The following is a 16,580-nucleotide window of genomic DNA, read 5'->3' on the forward strand; positions in this document are numbered from 1 at the left end:
CCGCCGGGAGGCGGGGCATGAGGTCTTAGAAGAATTTGGCCAGGGCCAGGCTCAGCGCGCTTTCGCTGGCTACGCCATTGCCACCCCAATTGACGCGGCCGTAGGACGCATAGGCCTTGGTCTGCTTGGACAGGTTGTATATCGTGCCCAGCACATATTGGGTGTAGCCGGTCTTGTCGATGCGGCTGCCGCCAATGTCCACATCGTAACCCTTGGTCAGCGAGACATAAGGCAGCCACGCGCCTACGTTGTAGCCGAAGGTGAGCACGGCTTCGCGGGTTTTCACATCCTGACCGGAAGCGGCGGCGCTCAGGCTCTGGCCGCTGGCAGCCAGGCGGGCGTTCAGCACGTTGACGTTGTAAACCACGCCCGGGCTGTCAACGAAGCTGCCGCTGGATACCCCCAGATAGCCATTGACTGTCTGGAAACCCAGTGCCAGATAGATGGGGTCGCTGATATAGCCTGCTTCCACGCGCCACCAGTTTTTCACCGCACCGGTCTGGGCCGAGGAGTTCACCTGCTTGGCATCACCCTTGGTTTCATAGCTGAACTTGGCAAAGTAACCGGCCTGCTCGTAGCTCAGACCCAGGTTGAATACCTGGTTGTTGGTGGGCTGGCCATTGCTGTCGTTAGCACGTTTTTCATCGGCCCCCCAGGTGGTGGTGAAACTGAAACCGGCCAGGTTGGGGCTGTCGTAGCGCACGGCATTGTTGATGCGACCGTCCAGACGGGTGGAGTACAGCTGGCCGCCCACGCCGCTGTAGGAACCCGGATCGATATATTCCATGTCCAGGTTGGCGTAGTCGGACAGGCGACCCAGGCGCAGCTTGCCGTACTCGCTTTGCAGGCCGATGAAGGAGTCGCGGCTGGCGAAGGTATCCGTACCGCTGCCATCCACGTGGATGCGGTTTTCCACCTGCCAGATGGCAGTCAGGCCATTGCCAAGATTTTCCGAACCCTTGAAACCGATGCGCGAAGTATTGTCATTCACCTGCACGTTTTTCAGGCTGCCGCTGGAGGTGTAGCTACGGACGCTGGACAGGCTACCGGCCACTTTGCCGTACAGGGTAATGCCGTCGTCGGCATGGGCAAACAAGGGAGCAGCAGCAATAGCCAGGGTGAGCAGTTTTATTTTCATGATGTGTTCACAGGAAATCGGTTGGTCGGACAAGCAAGCCGTTGCCAGGGTGGCGGGTTTCGGCTGGTGCTTATTCTTCCGTATTGTTCCCGTTTTATTAATCAATAAAAAATGATTAGCAAATCAATGGTTATTTTCAGGTTTTATTCATATTGATTTGTTTTTGATGGGCTTTTGGCGAATATTGCTAAGTCAATTTTTTATTGGTATTTGCAGGAAAATGCATAAGCCAAGCGGATAAGCATATCAATTTAATTTGATTGATCTTCAAATAGGCTGGGAATAGATTTTGTGGCGTCAATTACACGGTGCACACAAATGTCATACTCCCTGTCCATCCTGGATAAAAGCCCGATTCCGCCGGGTGCTACCGCGGCCGATGCACTGGCCAATACCGTGGCGCTGGCCAAGCTGGCAGAGCAGCTGGGCTATTACCGTTTCTGGGTGGCCGAACACCACAGCACGCCGCTGCTGGCCAGTTCCGCGCCCGAAGTGCTGATCTCCCACATCCTGGCGCATACCAGCCGCATCCGCGTGGGCAGTGGCGGCGTCATGCTGCAGCACTACAGCCCCTACAAAGTGGCGGAAACCTTCAATCTGCTGGCGGCGCTGGCCCCGGGCCGGGTGGATCTGGGCGTGGGCAAGGCCCCCGGTGGCCTGCCATTCAGCACCCGTGCCTTGCAGCACTATCATGATGCCAGCCGCAAGCCCGACTTCACCGCCCAGCTGACCGAACTGAATGCCTTCCTGAACGAGGGTCAGCCGGAGGGCCATCCGCTGGCCGGGGCAAAGGCGACACCGCAGCCGCCCATTACCCCGGGACGCTTCTTGCTGGGCGGCAGCCCGGACAGCGCCCGGCTGGCAGCCCGCCTGGGCTGGGATTTTGCCTATGCCGGCCACTTCAACGGCGACCCTTTGAATATCCAGCAATCCATTGCCGTGTACCGCCAGTGGACCGGCAAGGTACCCGCGCTGGCGCTGTATGCCTTTGTGGCTGAAACCCGCGAACAGGCACAGGCGCTGGTGGGGGAGCTGAAGCTGTTCAAGGTGACGCTGGAAGATGGCCGCAGCGTCAACGTGCCCAGTCGCGAAGCGGCAGAAGAGTTTGCCCGTCAGGCTGGCAGCAGCCAGTACCAGCTGGAAGAAAAGCACCCGCACGTGATTGCCGGAACCGCCGGTGATGTGCGCGCCGAGCTGGATTCCCTGCACCAGAGCTATGGCATACGCGAATTCATCATCGATATCCCGGTGGCCCAGTTTGCGCTGCGCCGCGCCTCCATTGCCCTGCTGGCCGAAGCGCGCGAGCCGCTGGCCGCCTGACCGTACCGATCAATCTTTTTGGAGCTGAACATGAGCAAACCCATTACTTTTGGCATCATGCTGCACGGCGCTGGTGGTCACATGCACGCCTGGAAACACCCCAGCGGCCCGGCGGATGCCAGCGTGAACCTGCAGTTCTATATCGATACCGTGCAGAAAGCTGAAGCCAACGGCATTGCCTTTGCCTTTGTGGCGGACGGCCTGTACATCAACGAAAAATCGATTCCGCACTTCCTCAACCGTTTCGAGCCGATTTCCATCCTGTCGGCGCTGGCCAGCGTGACACGCAAGATCGGCCTGGCCGGCACCGTGTCCACTTCCTACAGCGACCCGTTTACCGTGGCGCGCCAGTTCGGCTCGCTCGACCTGATCAGCGGTGGCCGCGCCGGCTGGAATGTGGTGACCACGCCGCTGGAAGGCACGGCGCTCAACTACAGCCGCCCGCATCCGGAACACAGCCTGCGTTATGAAATTGCCGACGAATACCTGCAAGTCACCCAGGGTTTGTGGGACAGCTGGGACGACGACGCCTTGCCGCGTAACCGTGAAACCGGCCAGTTCTTCGACAAGGACAAGCTGCACACCCTGAACCACAAGGGGCGTTTCTTCCAGGTGGCCGGGCCGCTGAACATCAGCCGCTCGCCGCAGGGCCAGCCGGTGATTTTCCAGGCCGGTTCTTCCGATGCCGGGATTGGCTTGGCGGGCAAGTATGCCGACGCGGTGTTTACCCACTCGCCCTCCATCGAAGAAACCCGCGACTTCCTGCGCAAGGTGAAAACCAGCGCCGTGCTGCATGCCCGCAAGGCCGACGATGTGAAAATCTTCCCCGGCATTGCGCCGGTGGTAGCCGCCACCGATGCCGAGGCCGAAGCCAAGTTCCGCATCATCCAGCAACTGCTGACCATCGACGACGCACTGGCCTATCTGGGCCGCTTCTTCGACCACCACGACTTTACCCAGTACCCGCTGGACGAGGCCTTCCCGGAGCTGGGCGATATCGGTCGCAATAGCTTCCGTTCCACCACCGACCAGATCAAGGCCCGTGCCCGTGAGCACGGCCTGACCCTGCGCCAGGTGGCGCTGGAAGTGGCCACCCCGCGCAGCAACTTTGTTGGCAGCGGTGAAAAAGTGGCGGCGGAAATCATCCGCTGGGTGGACGAGGGCGCGGCTGACGGTTTCATCCTGGGCTTCCCCGTGGTGGCCGAAGGGCTGGATGACTTCATCACCCATGTGCTGCCGGTGCTGGAAAAGAGCGGACGCTTCAATCGCCAGCTGGAAGGACGCACCCTGCGCGACCATCTGGGTCTGCCGCGCAAGGAAAGCCGTTACCAGCAAGCGGCCGAGCACAGCAGCCAGCAGCAGGTGGCCTGATGAATGCAGCATTAGACAGCGCCGTGTTGCCACGCAGCCTGCAGATCGAAACCGGCATTGCGGCTGCCAATGCCGAATTCGTGGCCCTGCGCCGCGACCTGCACCAGCACCCGGAACTGGCGTTTGCCGAACACCGCACCGCCGGCAAGGTGGCCGCGCTGTTGCAACAGTGGGGCTATCAGGTGACCACCGGCATTGCCGGCACCGGGGTGGTGGGCAGCTTGCGACGTGGCAGCAGCGAGCGTTCGCTCGGCCTGCGCGCCGACATGGATGCGCTGCCCATCCACGAAGCCACCGGCCTGCCGTATGCCAGCCAGAACCCCGGCGTGATGCATGCCTGCGGGCATGACGGCCACACCGCCATCCTGCTGGCTGCCGCCCGCTTTCTGGCACTGCACGGCCAGTTTGACGGCACCTTGCAGCTGATTTTCCAGCCGGCGGAAGAAACCGGCAGCGGCGCACGGCGCATGCTGGAGGAGGGCTTGTTCGAGCGCTTTCCCTGCGACGCGGTGTTCGGCCTGCACAACTGGCCCGGGGTGAGTTGCGGCCATATCGGCTGCATCGAAGGCCCGGCCATGGCCTCGGTGGACCAGGCGCACATCACCGTGCACGGCAAGGGCGGCCATGGGGCCGAACCGCATAACACGGTGGACCCGGTGCTGGTGAGTGCCCACGTGATTACCGCGCTGCAATCGGTGGTGTCACGCAATGTCGACCCGCTGGACATGGGCGTGCTCACCGTGGGCAGCATCCACGGCGGCCATGCTTCCAACGTGATACCGGACAGCGTGGAGCTGAAACTGACCGCCCGCACCTTCCGCCCGGAAGTGCGCAGCCTGCTGCAACAGCGCGTGCCGGCACTGGTGGAGGCACAGGCGGCCAGCTTTGGCGCGCGTGCCGAGGTGGATTACCGCCTGGGCTTCCCGCCGGTGTGCAATCACCCGGCAGAAACCGCGCTGGCGCGTGAAGTGGCACAGGACACGCTGGGCGCGGCGCGGGTGGAACAGGCCTTCCGGCCACGCACCGCCAGCGAGGACTTTGCCTTCATGTTGCAGGCACGGCCGGGCAGCTTCGTGTTTTTTGGCAATGGCGACAGCGCCGGCCTGCACAACCCGCGCTACGACTTCAACGACGCCATCCTGCCGCTGGCCGCCAGCTACTGGGTGGCCCTGGCCGAGCGCTATCTGCCGCTGCAACAGGCGGCCACATAACAAGCGACAGCCAGACACACACATCGCAATGGACCGAGCACATGCGTGACTACTTTGTTTACACCACCACCACCGACCCGCGCGCCAGCGTGATGCTGGCCGAGCTGACGCAGGAATACGACGCACGCTACGGCAATCTGTTCAGCCCCGGCGGTGCGGCTGAGGAAATGCGGCGCTATCCGCCGGAAACCTTTGCGCCGCCGCATGGCAACTTCCTGTTGCTGCTGCGGCAGGGGCAGGCGATTGCCGGCGGGGCCTTCAAGCGGCTGGATGAGCACACTGCCGAATTCAAGCGCATCTGGACCCACAGCCAGTTCCGCCGTCAGGGCCTGGCCGGGCTGGTGTTGCAGGAGCTGGAGGCGCAATGCCAGCGCCAGGGCTACCGCCAGATTTACCTGACTACCGGTTGCCGCCAGCCGGAGGCGGTCGGGCTCTACCTGCGTCATGGCTATCAGGCGCAGTTCGACCCGCAGGGGGATCTGGAAGCCTTGCGCACCCTGCCGTTTACCAAGGCAGTGCCACGCCAGGCCAGCGCGCAATCCCACCCCGCGCACTGGACGGAACTGGCCGGCATTGCCGTTTGAAACCGCTTTGACTTGCTTGCCGACCACCCACCACGGCTTTTGCACAGGACAAGACATCATGAGTGAAATTACCGAAGTCGGCGATATCGCCTTCAGCCACCCGCTACCACGGCAAGGCAACGAGCATGCCCTTGGCCAGAGCAGCGGCAGCAACCGCTATGCCGGGCTGCGCATCATCCCGGCGCGTTACCCGGCGCGCATTGCCGGCACCGTGCTGGCCCTGCTGTTGCTGGCGGCCATCGTCAGTTCGGTGGCTACCAATCCGCGCTGGGGCTGGGCGGTGTTTGCCGAATGGTTTCTGGCCGCCCCGGTGCTGGAAGGCCTGGGCCGCACCTTGCTGCTGACCGCCATCGGCACGGTGCTGGGGTCGGTGCTGGGCACGGTGCTGGCGCTGGCGCGGGTGTCGCGCTCGCCGCTGCTGGCCAGCCTGTCGTGGAGCTATATCTGGCTGTTCCGCTCCATTCCGCTGATCGTGCTGCTGCTCATCCTCAACAACCTGGGTTATCTGTACGAAACCATCAATATCGGTGTGCCGTATACCGGCATCAACTGGTTCAGTTATTCCACCACTGAGCTGATCAGCCCCTTTGCCGCAGCAGTGCTGGGCCTGAGCCTGAACCAGGCGGCATTCTCGGCGGAAATCATCCGTGGCGGCATTTTGTCGGTGGAGCAGGGCCAGCTGGAAGCCGCGGCCGCGCTGGGTCTGCCACGCGGGCGGCAGATTTTCCGCATCGTGCTGCCGCAGGCCATGCGTACCATTTTGCCCACCGCCTTCAATGACATCATTGGCCTCGCCAAGGGCACGGCCAATGTCTACATCCTGGCGCTGCCGGAGCTGTTCTACACCATTCAGGTGGTGTACCACCGCAATCTGGAAGTGATTCCGCTGCTGATGGTGGCCACCGTGTGGTACCTGATCATCCTCACCGTGCTGTCCACGGTACAGGTGCAGGTGGAGCGTCACTATGCGCGTGGTGCGCTGCGCCAGCAGCCGCAGTCGCTGTGGCAGCGTGCCCGTCAGCGCTGGTGGCCAGTCAGTGCCACTGGCCCGGCCACGGTGACAACGCCTGCTGCGCTGACCGACATACCCGCAGTAAAGGGTGGGGAAGTGGCCATCCATGCTGTCAGCAAGCGCTATGGCCACCAGCAGGTGCTGGATGCGGTGTCGCTGACTGTTCCGCCCGGCAGCGTCACCGTCATCATCGGGCCGTCCGGTTCGGGCAAGTCCACCTTGCTGCGCAGCATCAATCATCTGGAACGGGTGGATAGCGGTTTCATTGCCATTGACGGGGAGTTGATCGGCTACCGCCAGCAGGGCAATTCGCTGCACGAGCTGAAGGAAAAGGACATCCTGCAACGCCGCGTGGAAGTGGGCATGGTGTTCCAGCACTTCAACCTGTTTCCCCATCTCACCGTATTGCAAAACCTGATTGAAGCGCCCATCGCGCTGCGCGGCCTGAGCCGGGCCGAGGCCGAAGCCCAGGCGCGCCTGTTGCTCAAGCGGGTTGGGCTGGCCGACAAGGCCGATGCCTGGCCGCGCCAGCTGTCCGGCGGCCAGCAGCAGCGCGTGGCCATTGCCCGTGCGCTGGCACTGCGCCCCAAGGTGCTGCTGTTTGACGAACCGACCTCGGCGCTGGACCCGGAGCTGGTGCAGGAAGTGCTGGACGTCATCAAGGAGCTGGCGCGCTCTGGCACCACGCTGCTGATTGTCACTCATGAAATCGGCTTTGCCCGTGAAGTGGCCGATACCGTGGTGTTCATGGAGCAAGGCCGCATCGTGGAAAGCGGCAGCCCGGAACAGGTATTGCGTCAACCGCAACAGCAACGCACCCGCGAATTCCTGGCCCGCGTGTTGTAGAGCCATCAAGTAGAAATCTTTCACACACCGTCAACATCACAAGCAAGATCACAACAAGGAAAGCACCATGTCGCGTAATACCCATCTGCCGCGCCGTACCGTACTGGCCGCCCTCAGCCTGGCCCTGCTGGCGCCGCTGTTTGGCCATGCCGCCAGCAGCATCGACCTTAGCCCGGAGCAAAAAGGCCAGCCCAAGGGCCGTCCGGTGCCAGAGGCCATCAAACTGCTGCCCAAGGACGTGCGCTTCGTTAAGGACAAGACCTTGGTGGTGGCCATTGCTGGTGGCATTCTGCCGATTGGCGGTTTTGCCAGCGACTCGAAAACCATCATCGGTGCCGACCCGGACATCTCGCGCCTGGTGGCCGATGGCCTGGGCCGCAAGCTGGAGCTGGTCAACGTGGCCTGGGCCGACTGGCCGCTGGGCTTGCAGTCCGGCAAATACGATGCGGTGATTTCCAATGTCACCGTTACCGAAGTGCGCAAGGAGAAATTTGACTTCTCCACCTACCGCAAGGATTTGCTGGGCTTTTACACCAAGGCGGGCAGCAAGCTGAAAATCAACGCGCCCAAGGACACCGCCGGGTTGAAGGTGATTGTGGGCGCGGGCACCAATCAGGAGCAGATCCTGCTGGAATGGAACAAGAAAAACGAGGCTTCCGGCCTCAAACCCTTGCAGGCACTGTATTTTGATGATGAAGCCGTGGCCCGCGTAGCCTTGCAGTCCGGTCGTGCCGATGCCTGGCTGGGCCCCAATGCCATCTATGCGCTGGAAGCAGCGCGTACCGGCAAGGTACGGCTGGCCGGCACCTTCTCTGGTGGTTGGCCGCTGACGGCGGACATCGCGGTGACCACACGCAAGGATTCCGGCCTGGCCCCGGCCATCAGCAAAATCATCAATAGCCAGATTGCCAACGGCAATTACGCCAAGGTACTCAGCCGCTGGGGCCTGAGTGCCGAAGCGGTGAGCGAATCGCGCACCAATCCGCCCGGCCTGCCCAAGAGCTGAGCGTTTGGCAGCAAGCGGTAACAATGACAACGGCCCCTCGGGGCCGTTTTTTCATGTGTTCAGGTCTTGTCGCAATGCTTGTCACAGGACTTGTCCGGGCTGTCCTGCTCCAGATTGTGGCGGATTTGTTGCAGCGCCTGCAGCAGGCTGGCCGCCTGTTCTGCCGGCACGCCCTGCATGGCGCGCGCTGCCAGCTGACGCCCCTGCTGGTGCAAGGTGGTGTGCAGCGTCTGCCCGGCAGCGGTCAGGTACAGTCGCATGCTGCGGCGGTCGCGCTCGTCGGCCTTGGCTTCCAGCAGACCGGCTTCCTTGAGGCGGGCAATCAGCCGGGTGAGCTGGGCCTTGTCGCGCCCGGAGTGCTGGGCGAGGTCGCTCTGGGTGCTGCCCGGATAGCGGCAGAAATAGCCCAGCACCTTGCCTTCCATATGGGTCAGTCCCAGTGCATCGTCCCGGATCGCGGCAAACTGGCGCGAGCGGTATTGATGCATCAGGGTGTGGATGGCCTCGAAAATCTGCTCGGCGGTGTCGTCAACATTGTTGACAAGGTCAACTTTATTTTGCATATTAGGTGATATTATCAATCAATTGGAGTCGCCATGACCACTATTTTGCCGCAACACCGCATCGAACGGGTCAGATATGAACTGGCCAAGCGCCATGTCACCGTGCGCAAGGTAGAGCACAGCGGCGACGGCTTTGCCCGCATCACCTTTGCCGGCGACAGCTTGCCGGGCTTTCAGTCGCAGTCTTTCGACGACCACATCAAGTTCATTTTCCAGGATGCCGCCGGCAATACCGTAATGCGTGACTATACACCGCTGGCCGCTACGGCAGAGCAGGGCGAGCTGACACTGGAATTTGCCCTGCACGGCCACGGTGCTGCCGCCAGCTGGGCAGGTCAGGCGGCCGAGGGCATGCAGGCCATTATTGCCGGGCCCAAGGGCTCGATGATCATCCCGGCGCAGCAGGACTGGCATTTGCTGGTGGGCGATGCTTCGTCCTTGCCGGCCATCCGCCGCCGTCTGGCCGAGCTGCCCGCCAGCGCCCATGTCGAGGTGCTGCTGCTGCGCGGTGACAGTGCCGACGCCTGGAGCCTGCCGCAACAGCCGGCATGGCACATTGTCCAGGTGGGTGATGACGCCGCCTTGCTGGCGGCACTGCGTGGCTGGCAAGTACCGGATGGCCATGGTTTTGCCTGGTGCGCGGGCGAGGGCGGGCTGATGCGACAGGCACGCGCGGTGTTGCTGGAGGAAAAACAGCTGCCGCGTGAAGGGGTGAAAGTGGCAGCGTACTGGCGGCTGGGTGAGGCGGATTTCCACGAGCGGCTGGTATAGCGCGGCTGACAAAACCCTGCTGCTGCCCTGCGCTGTACTGGCAATGTCAGCGTGACTTGGGCCAGATGGCGTCGGTCACAAAAAAAGCGCTGCACGGTCAAACCGGCAGCGCTTTTTCATTGCCGCAGATGTCGCAGTGGACGGCTCAGGCCGCCATGGCTTCATCTGGCAGATCTGCGCATAGCTGGCGGATTTCCTCCAGCAAGGCGTCGATAGCCGGTGAGGCAGAGCTGCCCAGCCGCTGGGTGATGCCGATATGGCGGCGGGTATCGCCCAGATCCACCACCAGCGGCACGATTGCTCCACTGGCGATTTCCACGTGCAGCTGGTGGGCGGAACAGGCAGTCAGCAGCTCGCTATGCGCCAGCAGCTGGCGTACCACGGCCAGGTCGCCACTTTCCACCGATGGTTCCGGGGCGGGCAGCCCGGCGCGCAGGAAGGCCCGAACCAGTGCCTGGCGGGCCGGGGACTCCTCACGAGGCAGAATCCAGCCCGCGCCTTGCAGCTCGGTAAGTCTTATCTTGCGTTGCAGGCGGGCCAGCGGGTGACCGCGACGACAGAAAATGCCCACCTGATCCTGAAACAGCGCTTCGCTATAGAACGGCGCAGCCGCATTCCCCTGCCGCAAGGCACCGAAGATGAAGTCGATATCACCGCAATGCAGCCCACGGGCCAGTTCGGAAAACGGGCTTTCGCTGGTCTTTATTTTCAGGCCGGGATAGCGCTGCAACAGCCGGGCAATGGCCAGTGGCAGCAGGCTGGTGCGGCACAGTGGCAGCGCACCCACGGTAATGGTGCCGCACAGGCTGCCTCGCAGTGCGGACAGGTCGGCTTCGATATGGCGCAGCTCGGCAAAGGCGCGCTTGGCATGCAGCAGCAGCTGTTCGCCCGCTTCGGTCACCACCAGGCCTTGTGTCATGCGTTGCAGCAGCGGCTGGCCAACGGCCTCTTCCAGCCGGGCCAGCGACATGCTGATGCCAGACTTGCTCAGCCCCAGCTGCTGGCAGACCGGGGAGAACTGACCATGTTCGGCCAGGCTGACAAAAATGCGCAGCTTGTTGCCTCCCAGTAACAGCTGGGTCAGCGGAGTCGGGTCGATACGGCTGCCTCGAAACTGGCACAGCGCGGTGGCCGCGTGCTGGATTTCCTTGTGAATGCGCAAGGCGCGGCGGTGCACGGCTTCGCCATAGGCATTGAGCAGCATGCCGCGCGGGCGGCGCTCGAACAGGCTGACACCCAGCAAGTCTTCCAGCTGGGTCAGCGCACGGGTGATGGCCGAGGCGGCCTTGAATATCTGTTCGGACGAACGGGTGACGCTGCCAGTGTGTGCCACCGACAAAAACACGCGCAGGTAGCGCAACACATCATCCCGGTCCGGCCTGGCGGCAGGGTGGTTCATGAGTCTCTCCTCCAGCTATGCAATGGCCGTGACCGCCCGGTGTTTGTTTGGCGCACCGTTGCGGACCGGCATGTTTTTTTGCTTTGGCGCACATTCTGCGGCTATGGTGCTATTCGATGCAGATGTCAAAACTGTGTCTGTGATCAGCTTTCCTGATCGCTGAACGGACACATCAGCAGCACCTGCCGAAGGGGGATGCAATGAAACTGGCAACACTGGCCGCGCTGATAGCCGCGGTGGAAGAGGGCAGCATGCGTGCAGCGGCGCGCCGAATCGGCTGCTCGCAACCGGCGCTCACCCGGATGATTCGCGAGCTGGAGCTGGAACTGGCCGCGCCCTTGCTGCTGCGCTCCTCGCGCGGGGTATTGCCCACCGCGCAAGGCCGGGTGCTGTATGAACGGGCAGTGCGTGCCCGCCACGAACTGGAAGCCGCCGCCGATGAAATCAGCCAGATTGGCGGCCACATGGTGGGCAAGCTGCATATCGGCGCGGTGCCCTTGGCAGTGATGCTGCTGATACCTGAAGCCATGCGCACCTTTGTGCGCGAGTTTCCGCAAATCCAGTTGCGCATCAGCGAAGAACTGTATGTGGCGCAATTGCAAAAGCTGCGTACCGGCGAGGTGGACATTACCGTTGGCGGCATTCCGGACGATCTGGCGGCCGGGGAGTTCTACATCGAACCCCTGTTGCACACCGAGATGATTCCGACGGCACGCAAGGGCAGCCGCTGGCTGGAAGCCCAGTCACTGCAGGATTTGCAAGCTGCTCCCTGGGTGTATACCGGCACTGACCACCGTGCGGGCTATGCACGTGCCCTGTTCGAACGCAATGGCCTGGAGGCACCGCAGCAAGGTGCGCTGGTCAATTCGACGCTGGCCTTGTTGTCGCTGGTGTCCACCGGCGATTACGTGGCCTTGCTGCCCCGGCAGATTGCCCGCCAGTCCTGGCTGGCCAGCTATGTTTCGCCCATCGCGCTGAGCGAGCAGGGCCTGCCGCTGCAAGTAGGTGCCATCCTGCGTCAGGAACTGGCGCTGGCCCCGGTGGTGCGCCATCTGCTTACCCATTTGCACCGCGCCGCCCACCACATCAATCGAGGCGACACCCTGCTTTACTGAGTTGTTGCCCGCGCCGTCCAGGACGGCCAAAGCGTGAACGGCAGTGCTCACAAAATGAGAATGCACGGTCACGAAGGGGCAAAGTTGCCCGCCTTTCCTCCGCATATATTGTTGGCAGAACAAGATGCCAGCCCAGACAAATGCGGAGGAGAAACATGGATACGACAGCAAGTTACAGCGGTTTGCAGGCACTGCCCTGCGTGTGGATGCGCGGCGGCACTTCCAAGGCGGCGTTCTTTCACGCTGCCGACCTGCCGGCAGATCCGGCCGAGCGCGACCGTCTGCTCCTGGCAGCCATGGACGGCACCGACGCCCGCCAGATCGACGGCATCGGTGGTGCCCATCCGCTGACCACCAAGATTGCCATCATCTCCCGCTCCAGTCGTGACGATGCCGATATCGACTACCTGTTCGGCCAACTGGTGATCGGCACCAATCGCATCGACTACGCCCCCACCTGCGGCAATATCCTGGCCGGCGTGGCCCCGTTTGCGCTGGAAGAGGGCTTGCTGCCCTGTGCCGATGGCGAAACCCGGGTGCGCATTCACATGGTGAATACCAAATCGCTGTGCCAAGCGGTGCTGCCTACGCCAGGCGGCAAGGTCAGCTATCAGGGCCACACCCGTATCAGCGGCGTTCCCGGCAGCGCAGCCGCCATCGAGTTACGCTTTGCCGATGTGGCCGGTTCTTCCTGCGGCGCGCTCTATCCCACCGGGCAGGCGCAGGACGTGGTGGGCGGCGTGGCGGTCAGCTGTATCGACAACGGCATGCCGGTAGTGCTGCTGCGAGCCGCCGACCTGGGCATCACCGGTTACGAAAGCCCGGCTGAGCTGGACGCCAATGACAGCTTCAAGCGCGAACTGGAAGCGATCCGCCTGGCCATCGGCCCGCGCATGGGCCTGGGCGATGTCAGCGAGCGCGTGGTGCCCAAGATGACGCTGATTGCCGCGCCGATTGCTGGCGGGGCCATCCATACCCGTACCTTCATCCCGAAAAAATGCCATGACGCCATCGGCGTGCTGGGTGCGGCCTCTGTTGCCACCGCCTGTGCCGATGCGGCCAGCGTTGCCGGTGGTCTGGCCGTGCTGGATGGCGGCAGCGCTGCCATTTCGGTGGAGCACCCCACCGGTGAATTCACCATCCGCCTGACCGCACAGCCGGATGCCGCACCCGCCGTGGCGCTGATCCGTACCGCCCGGCCCTTGTTCCGCGGTCAGGTGCTGCTGCCTTACCCGGCCTGATCGGCCTTGTGTTTCAAAAGATAAAAAAACCATAGGACGCGGCCCGATCCGCGCCCAACGTTCGCCGTATTACAACAATGCAACAACGCAACAGGAGGAGAGATTCATGAATCAGGCAGAAGTACTGGATGTGCGCGCGTTCATCAACGCGCGCAAGATGTCAGCCTTCCAGTGGGGGCTGGTGGTGTTGTGCTTTTTGATTGTGGCCGTGGATGGCATGGATGTGGCCATCATGGGCTTTGTCGCGCCCAGCATTCTGGGGGAGTGGCATATCTCGCGCTCGGCCTTTGGCGTGGTGATGGGCGCTGCGCCCATCGGCCTGGCGGTGGGTGCCTTGCTGGCCGGCTCTTCGGCTGACTGGTTTGGTCGCCGCAAGGTGCTGCTGGCTTCAGTACTGGGTTTTGGCGTGGCCACGCTGGCTACCGCGCATGCCACTACGCCGCAGTCCATGGCGACGCTGCGTTTTGTCACCGGACTCGCGTTGGGGGCGGCCATGCCCAATACCACTACGCTGATCTCGGAATACATTCCGGAGCGCATCCGCTCCTCGGTGATTGCCACCATGTTTACCGGTTTCAACCTGGGCTCTGCAGCCATCGGCTTTGCTGCCGCCTGGCTGACTCCACGCTTTGGCTGGCAGGCAGTGCTGACCTTTGGTGGCCTGATGCCCTTGATTCTGCTGCCTTTCATGTTCTTCCTGCTGCCGGAATCCGCCCGTTATCTGGTGAGCAAGAATGCCCCGGCCGAACGTGTGCGTCCGCTGCTCTCCCGTGTGTGCCAGGTGAAGCTGGACAGCTACAAGGTGTTCGTGTCGCAAGAAGCGCCGGTCAGCGCCAAGCAGCCGCTGGGCGTGTTGTTCTCGCAAGGCTATGCGCTGAAAACCTTCAGCCTGTGGCTGACTTATTTCATGGGCCTGCTGGTGATCTACCTCACCACCAGCTGGCTGCCCACCATGATGAAGGACGCTGGTATCTCGATTGACCGTGCTTCCACCCTGACAGCGATGTTCCAGCTGGGTGGCACCGTGGGTGCCATCGTGGTGGGTTTTGCCATGGACCGCATCAAGCCCAGCCGTGTGATCAGCGCGTCCTACTTGCTGGGTGGTGTGGCGCTGCTGGCACTGGGTAGTGTCGGCCTGAATTCGGCCTGGATCATGCTGGCCATCCTGGCTACCGGCTTCTGCCTGAGTGGCGCGCAGACCGGCCTGAATGCCTATGCACCGGGCTGCTATCCCACCATGGCGCGTGCCACTGGCGTCAGCTGGATGCTGGGGGTGGGCCGTCTGGGCAGCATTCTGGGTTCGTCCATCGGCGGTGTGCTGCTCAGCCTGGGCTGGGGTTTCGAGGCCATCTTCCTGACGCTGGCCATTCCGGCGGTGATTGCTGCTGCGTCCATTCTGGCTGGCAGCCTGCAAGCCCGCACACAAGCCTGATCATTCATTCCATTTATACAAGCAAGCGGCGCTACAGCGGGTAGCGCCGGTTTCTGACATACGCAAGAAGGCAGACCTGATATGGCAACCATCATTGGCGGCATCGCCTGTTCCCATACTCCCACCATCGGTTTTGCGGTGGATCGCAACAAGCAGGACGACCCGGTATGGGCTCCCATCTTCGAAGCCTTTGCCCCGGTAAAAGCCTGGCTGGCGGAGAAAAAGCCGGATGTGCTGTTCATGATCTACAACGACCATGTCACGTCTTTCTTCTTCGACCACTATTCCGCCTTCACCCTGGGCATAGATCAGCGCTACGAAGTGGCCGATGAGGGCGGCGGCGCACGCGACCTGCCGCCGGTTGCCGGCCATGCCGCGCTGTCGCGCCATATCGGTGCCAGCCTGATGGCCGCCGAATTCGACATGTCCTTTTTCCAGGACAAGAAACTGGACCACGGCTGCCTGTCGCCGCTGTCCATGCTCAACAACGGCAATAGCGACTGGGATGTGCCCATCGTGCCGCTGGCCGTGGGCGTGCTGCAGTTTCCGGTGCCGTCCGCCGCGCGCTGTTACAAGCTGGGCAAGGCCTTGCGCGATGCCATCGAAAGCTATCCGGAGGACCTGAAAGTGGCTATCGTCGCCACCGGCGGCCTGTCGCACCAGGTGCATGGCGCGCGCTGCGGTTTTAATAACCCGGAATGGGATTTGCAGTTCCTGGAGCTGTTCGAGAAAGACCCGCAGGCGCTCACACGCCTGACCCTGGCCGATTACGCCGAGCTGGGTGGGGTGGAGGGGGCGGAAGTCATCATGTGGCTGATCATGCGCGGCGCGCTGTCCTCACAGGTGAAAAAAATCCACCAGACCTACTACCTGCCGTCCATGACCGGCATTGCCACCGCCATTTACGAAAACGCCAGCCTGCCGCTGCCCAAGCCGCGCACGGCGGACTTGCGTCACGCCATGGAGCGGGAACTGGCCGGGGCGGAGAACCTCACCGGCACCCACCCGTTTACTTTGGCAGCCAGCCTGCGCACCTACAGGCTGAACAAGTTCCTGCGCGACATGATTGATCCGGCGCACCGCGAGCTGTTCCTGAACAACCCGCAAGCCGCCTATGCCAAGGCCGGTTTGACGGACGAGGAGGCCGACATGCTGGAGCGGCGCGACTGGAATGCGCTGATCCGCTACGGGGTGATTTTCTTTGGCCTGGAAAAACTGGGTGCGGTGCTGGGCGTGTCCAACCTGCACATTTACGCCGCCATGCGTGGTCAGACGCTGGAGCAGTTCCAGGCCACCCGCAATGCGCCGGGCGCGCTGTATTCGGTTACCGGCAAGGACGCTGGCGCACTGGCCTGGGACCAGAACAAACAGGGCTGAGTATTGCAGTGCCGCTGCCCGCTGGGCGGCGGCAAGACAACAAGGAATCACACCATGATCATCGACATCCACGGCCACTACACCACCGCTCCCAAGGCGCTGGAAGACTGGCGCAAACGCCAGATCGACAACCTCTCCACCCCGGAGCTGGGCCCCAAGCCGTCCGAGCTGAAGATCTCCGACGACGAGCTGCG

General features: G+C 62.5%; 14 protein-coding genes and 2 pseudogenes. 13 read left to right on the forward strand and 3 right to left on the reverse strand.

Features of this window, described 5'->3' with window-relative positions:
• Positions 1–25: 25 nt before the first annotated feature.
• Positions 26–1,138, reverse strand: coding sequence for a porin (locus QVF59_RS15865; protein WP_287881212.1), 1,113 nt, complete (start codon positions 1,136–1,138; stop codon positions 26–28).
• Positions 1,139–1,456: 318 nt separating this feature from the next.
• On the opposite strand from QVF59_RS15865, the gene QVF59_RS15870 reads away from it, so the two are divergent.
• From QVF59_RS15870 to QVF59_RS15900, 7 genes and pseudogenes are all read left to right on the forward strand, one after another.
• Positions 1,457–2,458 carry an LLM class flavin-dependent oxidoreductase gene (locus tag QVF59_RS15870; RefSeq protein WP_287881214.1) on the forward strand — a complete coding sequence of 334 codons (1,002 nt, stop codon included), beginning with the start codon at positions 1,457–1,459 and terminating at the stop codon, positions 2,456–2,458.
• Positions 2,459–2,488: 30 nt separating this feature from the next.
• On the forward strand, positions 2,489–3,829 hold the full coding sequence (locus QVF59_RS15875; RefSeq protein ID WP_089084704.1) for an LLM class flavin-dependent oxidoreductase: 1,341 nt from the start codon (positions 2,489–2,491) through the stop codon (positions 3,827–3,829).
• Positions 3,829–5,040: a M20 aminoacylase family protein gene (locus QVF59_RS15880; protein ID WP_287881217.1), complete on the forward strand. Its 1,212-nt coding sequence runs from the start codon at positions 3,829–3,831 to the stop codon at positions 5,038–5,040. The genes QVF59_RS15875 and QVF59_RS15880 overlap by 1 nt, the downstream gene beginning before the upstream one ends.
• Before the next feature lie 41 nt (positions 5,041–5,081).
• Positions 5,082–5,624: a GNAT family N-acetyltransferase gene (locus tag QVF59_RS15885; RefSeq protein WP_287881219.1), complete on the forward strand. Its 543-nt coding sequence runs from the start codon at positions 5,082–5,084 to the stop codon at positions 5,622–5,624.
• Between the two features lie 58 nt (positions 5,625–5,682).
• Positions 5,683–6,567: pseudogene (locus QVF59_RS15890) on the forward strand (amino acid ABC transporter permease); the annotation flags it as partial.
• Positions 6,568–6,732: 165 nt separating this feature from the next.
• The gene (locus QVF59_RS15895) at positions 6,733–7,482 is read left to right on the forward strand and encodes an amino acid ABC transporter ATP-binding protein (RefSeq protein ID WP_287881232.1); all 750 of its coding nucleotides are present in this window, start codon (positions 6,733–6,735) and stop codon (positions 7,480–7,482) included.
• Positions 7,483–7,549: 67 nt separating this feature from the next.
• The gene (locus tag QVF59_RS15900; RefSeq protein WP_287881220.1) at positions 7,550–8,488 is read left to right on the forward strand and encodes an ABC transporter substrate-binding protein; all 939 of its coding nucleotides are present in this window, start codon (positions 7,550–7,552) and stop codon (positions 8,486–8,488) included.
• Positions 8,489–8,547: 59 nt separating this feature from the next.
• Here the strand turns inward: QVF59_RS15900 and QVF59_RS15905 are convergent, their stop codons facing one another.
• Positions 8,548–9,051 carry a MarR family winged helix-turn-helix transcriptional regulator gene (locus QVF59_RS15905; protein WP_287881222.1) on the reverse strand — a complete coding sequence of 168 codons (504 nt, stop codon included), beginning with the start codon at positions 9,049–9,051 and terminating at the stop codon, positions 8,548–8,550.
• Between the two features lie 33 nt (positions 9,052–9,084).
• Here QVF59_RS15905 and QVF59_RS15910 point away from each other — a divergent pair, with 33 nt between their 5' ends.
• Positions 9,085–9,822 (forward strand): siderophore-interacting protein, encoded by a 738-nt coding sequence (locus QVF59_RS15910; protein ID WP_287881224.1) that lies wholly within the window; start codon positions 9,085–9,087, stop codon positions 9,820–9,822.
• A gap of 145 nt (positions 9,823–9,967) precedes the next feature.
• On the opposite strand, the gene QVF59_RS15915 is transcribed toward QVF59_RS15910, so the two are convergent.
• Complete coding sequence (locus QVF59_RS15915; RefSeq protein WP_287881225.1) at positions 9,968–11,221, reverse strand: LysR family transcriptional regulator; 1,254 nt, start codon at positions 11,219–11,221, stop codon at positions 9,968–9,970.
• 200 nt (positions 11,222–11,421) lie between these two features.
• Between QVF59_RS15915 and QVF59_RS15920 the strand changes: the two genes are divergently transcribed.
• The 5 genes and pseudogenes from QVF59_RS15920 to QVF59_RS15940 all read left to right on the forward strand — a co-directional run.
• Positions 11,422–12,336 carry a LysR family transcriptional regulator gene (locus QVF59_RS15920; RefSeq protein ID WP_287881226.1) on the forward strand — a complete coding sequence of 305 codons (915 nt, stop codon included), beginning with the start codon at positions 11,422–11,424 and terminating at the stop codon, positions 12,334–12,336.
• A 155-nt stretch (positions 12,337–12,491) separates the two neighbouring features.
• Entirely contained in the window at positions 12,492–13,577 is a 1,086-nt protein-coding gene (locus tag QVF59_RS15925) for a 4-oxalomesaconate tautomerase (protein ID WP_287881228.1), read from the forward strand.
• A gap of 106 nt (positions 13,578–13,683) precedes the next feature.
• Positions 13,684–15,009 (forward strand): MFS transporter, encoded by a 1,326-nt coding sequence (locus QVF59_RS15930; protein ID WP_287881229.1) that lies wholly within the window; start codon positions 13,684–13,686, stop codon positions 15,007–15,009.
• An 81-nt stretch (positions 15,010–15,090) separates the two neighbouring features.
• A complete protein-coding gene (locus QVF59_RS15935; protein WP_287881231.1) occupies positions 15,091–16,386 on the forward strand; it encodes a gallate dioxygenase in 1,296 nt (431 codons plus the stop codon).
• 3 nt (positions 16,387–16,389) lie between these two features.
• Positions 16,390–16,580: pseudogene (locus QVF59_RS15940) on the forward strand (hypothetical protein); the annotation flags it as partial.

The sequence above is a fragment of the Aquitalea sp. genome (assembly GCF_030150775.1).
In the GTDB taxonomy this organism is placed as follows: domain Bacteria; phylum Pseudomonadota; class Gammaproteobacteria; order Burkholderiales; family Chromobacteriaceae; genus Aquitalea; species Aquitalea denitrificans.

Bases quoted from the DNA above. Each gene is read 5' to 3' on its own strand.
- QVF59_RS15865 (WP_287881212.1), bottom strand. From the start codon at position 1,138: ATGAAAATAAAACTGCTCACCCTGGCTATTGCTGCTGCTCCCTTGTTT.
- QVF59_RS15870 (WP_287881214.1), top strand. From the start codon at position 1,457: ATGTCATACTCCCTGTCCATCCTGGATAAAAGCCCGATTCCGCCGGGT.
- QVF59_RS15875 (WP_089084704.1), top strand. From the start codon at position 2,489: ATGAGCAAACCCATTACTTTTGGCATCATGCTGCACGGCGCTGGTGGT.
- QVF59_RS15880 (WP_287881217.1), top strand. From the start codon at position 3,829: ATGAATGCAGCATTAGACAGCGCCGTGTTGCCACGCAGCCTGCAGATC.
- QVF59_RS15885 (WP_287881219.1), top strand. From the start codon at position 5,082: ATGCGTGACTACTTTGTTTACACCACCACCACCGACCCGCGCGCCAGC.
- QVF59_RS15900 (WP_287881220.1), top strand. From the start codon at position 7,550: ATGTCGCGTAATACCCATCTGCCGCGCCGTACCGTACTGGCCGCCCTC.
- QVF59_RS15905 (WP_287881222.1), bottom strand. From the start codon at position 9,051: ATGCAAAATAAAGTTGACCTTGTCAACAATGTTGACGACACCGCCGAG.
- QVF59_RS15910 (WP_287881224.1), top strand. From the start codon at position 9,085: ATGACCACTATTTTGCCGCAACACCGCATCGAACGGGTCAGATATGAA.
- QVF59_RS15915 (WP_287881225.1), bottom strand. From the start codon at position 11,221: ATGAACCACCCTGCCGCCAGGCCGGACCGGGATGATGTGTTGCGCTAC.
- QVF59_RS15920 (WP_287881226.1), top strand. From the start codon at position 11,422: ATGAAACTGGCAACACTGGCCGCGCTGATAGCCGCGGTGGAAGAGGGC.
- QVF59_RS15925 (WP_287881228.1), top strand. From the start codon at position 12,492: ATGGATACGACAGCAAGTTACAGCGGTTTGCAGGCACTGCCCTGCGTG.
- QVF59_RS15930 (WP_287881229.1), top strand. From the start codon at position 13,684: ATGAATCAGGCAGAAGTACTGGATGTGCGCGCGTTCATCAACGCGCGC.
- QVF59_RS15935 (WP_287881231.1), top strand. From the start codon at position 15,091: ATGGCAACCATCATTGGCGGCATCGCCTGTTCCCATACTCCCACCATC.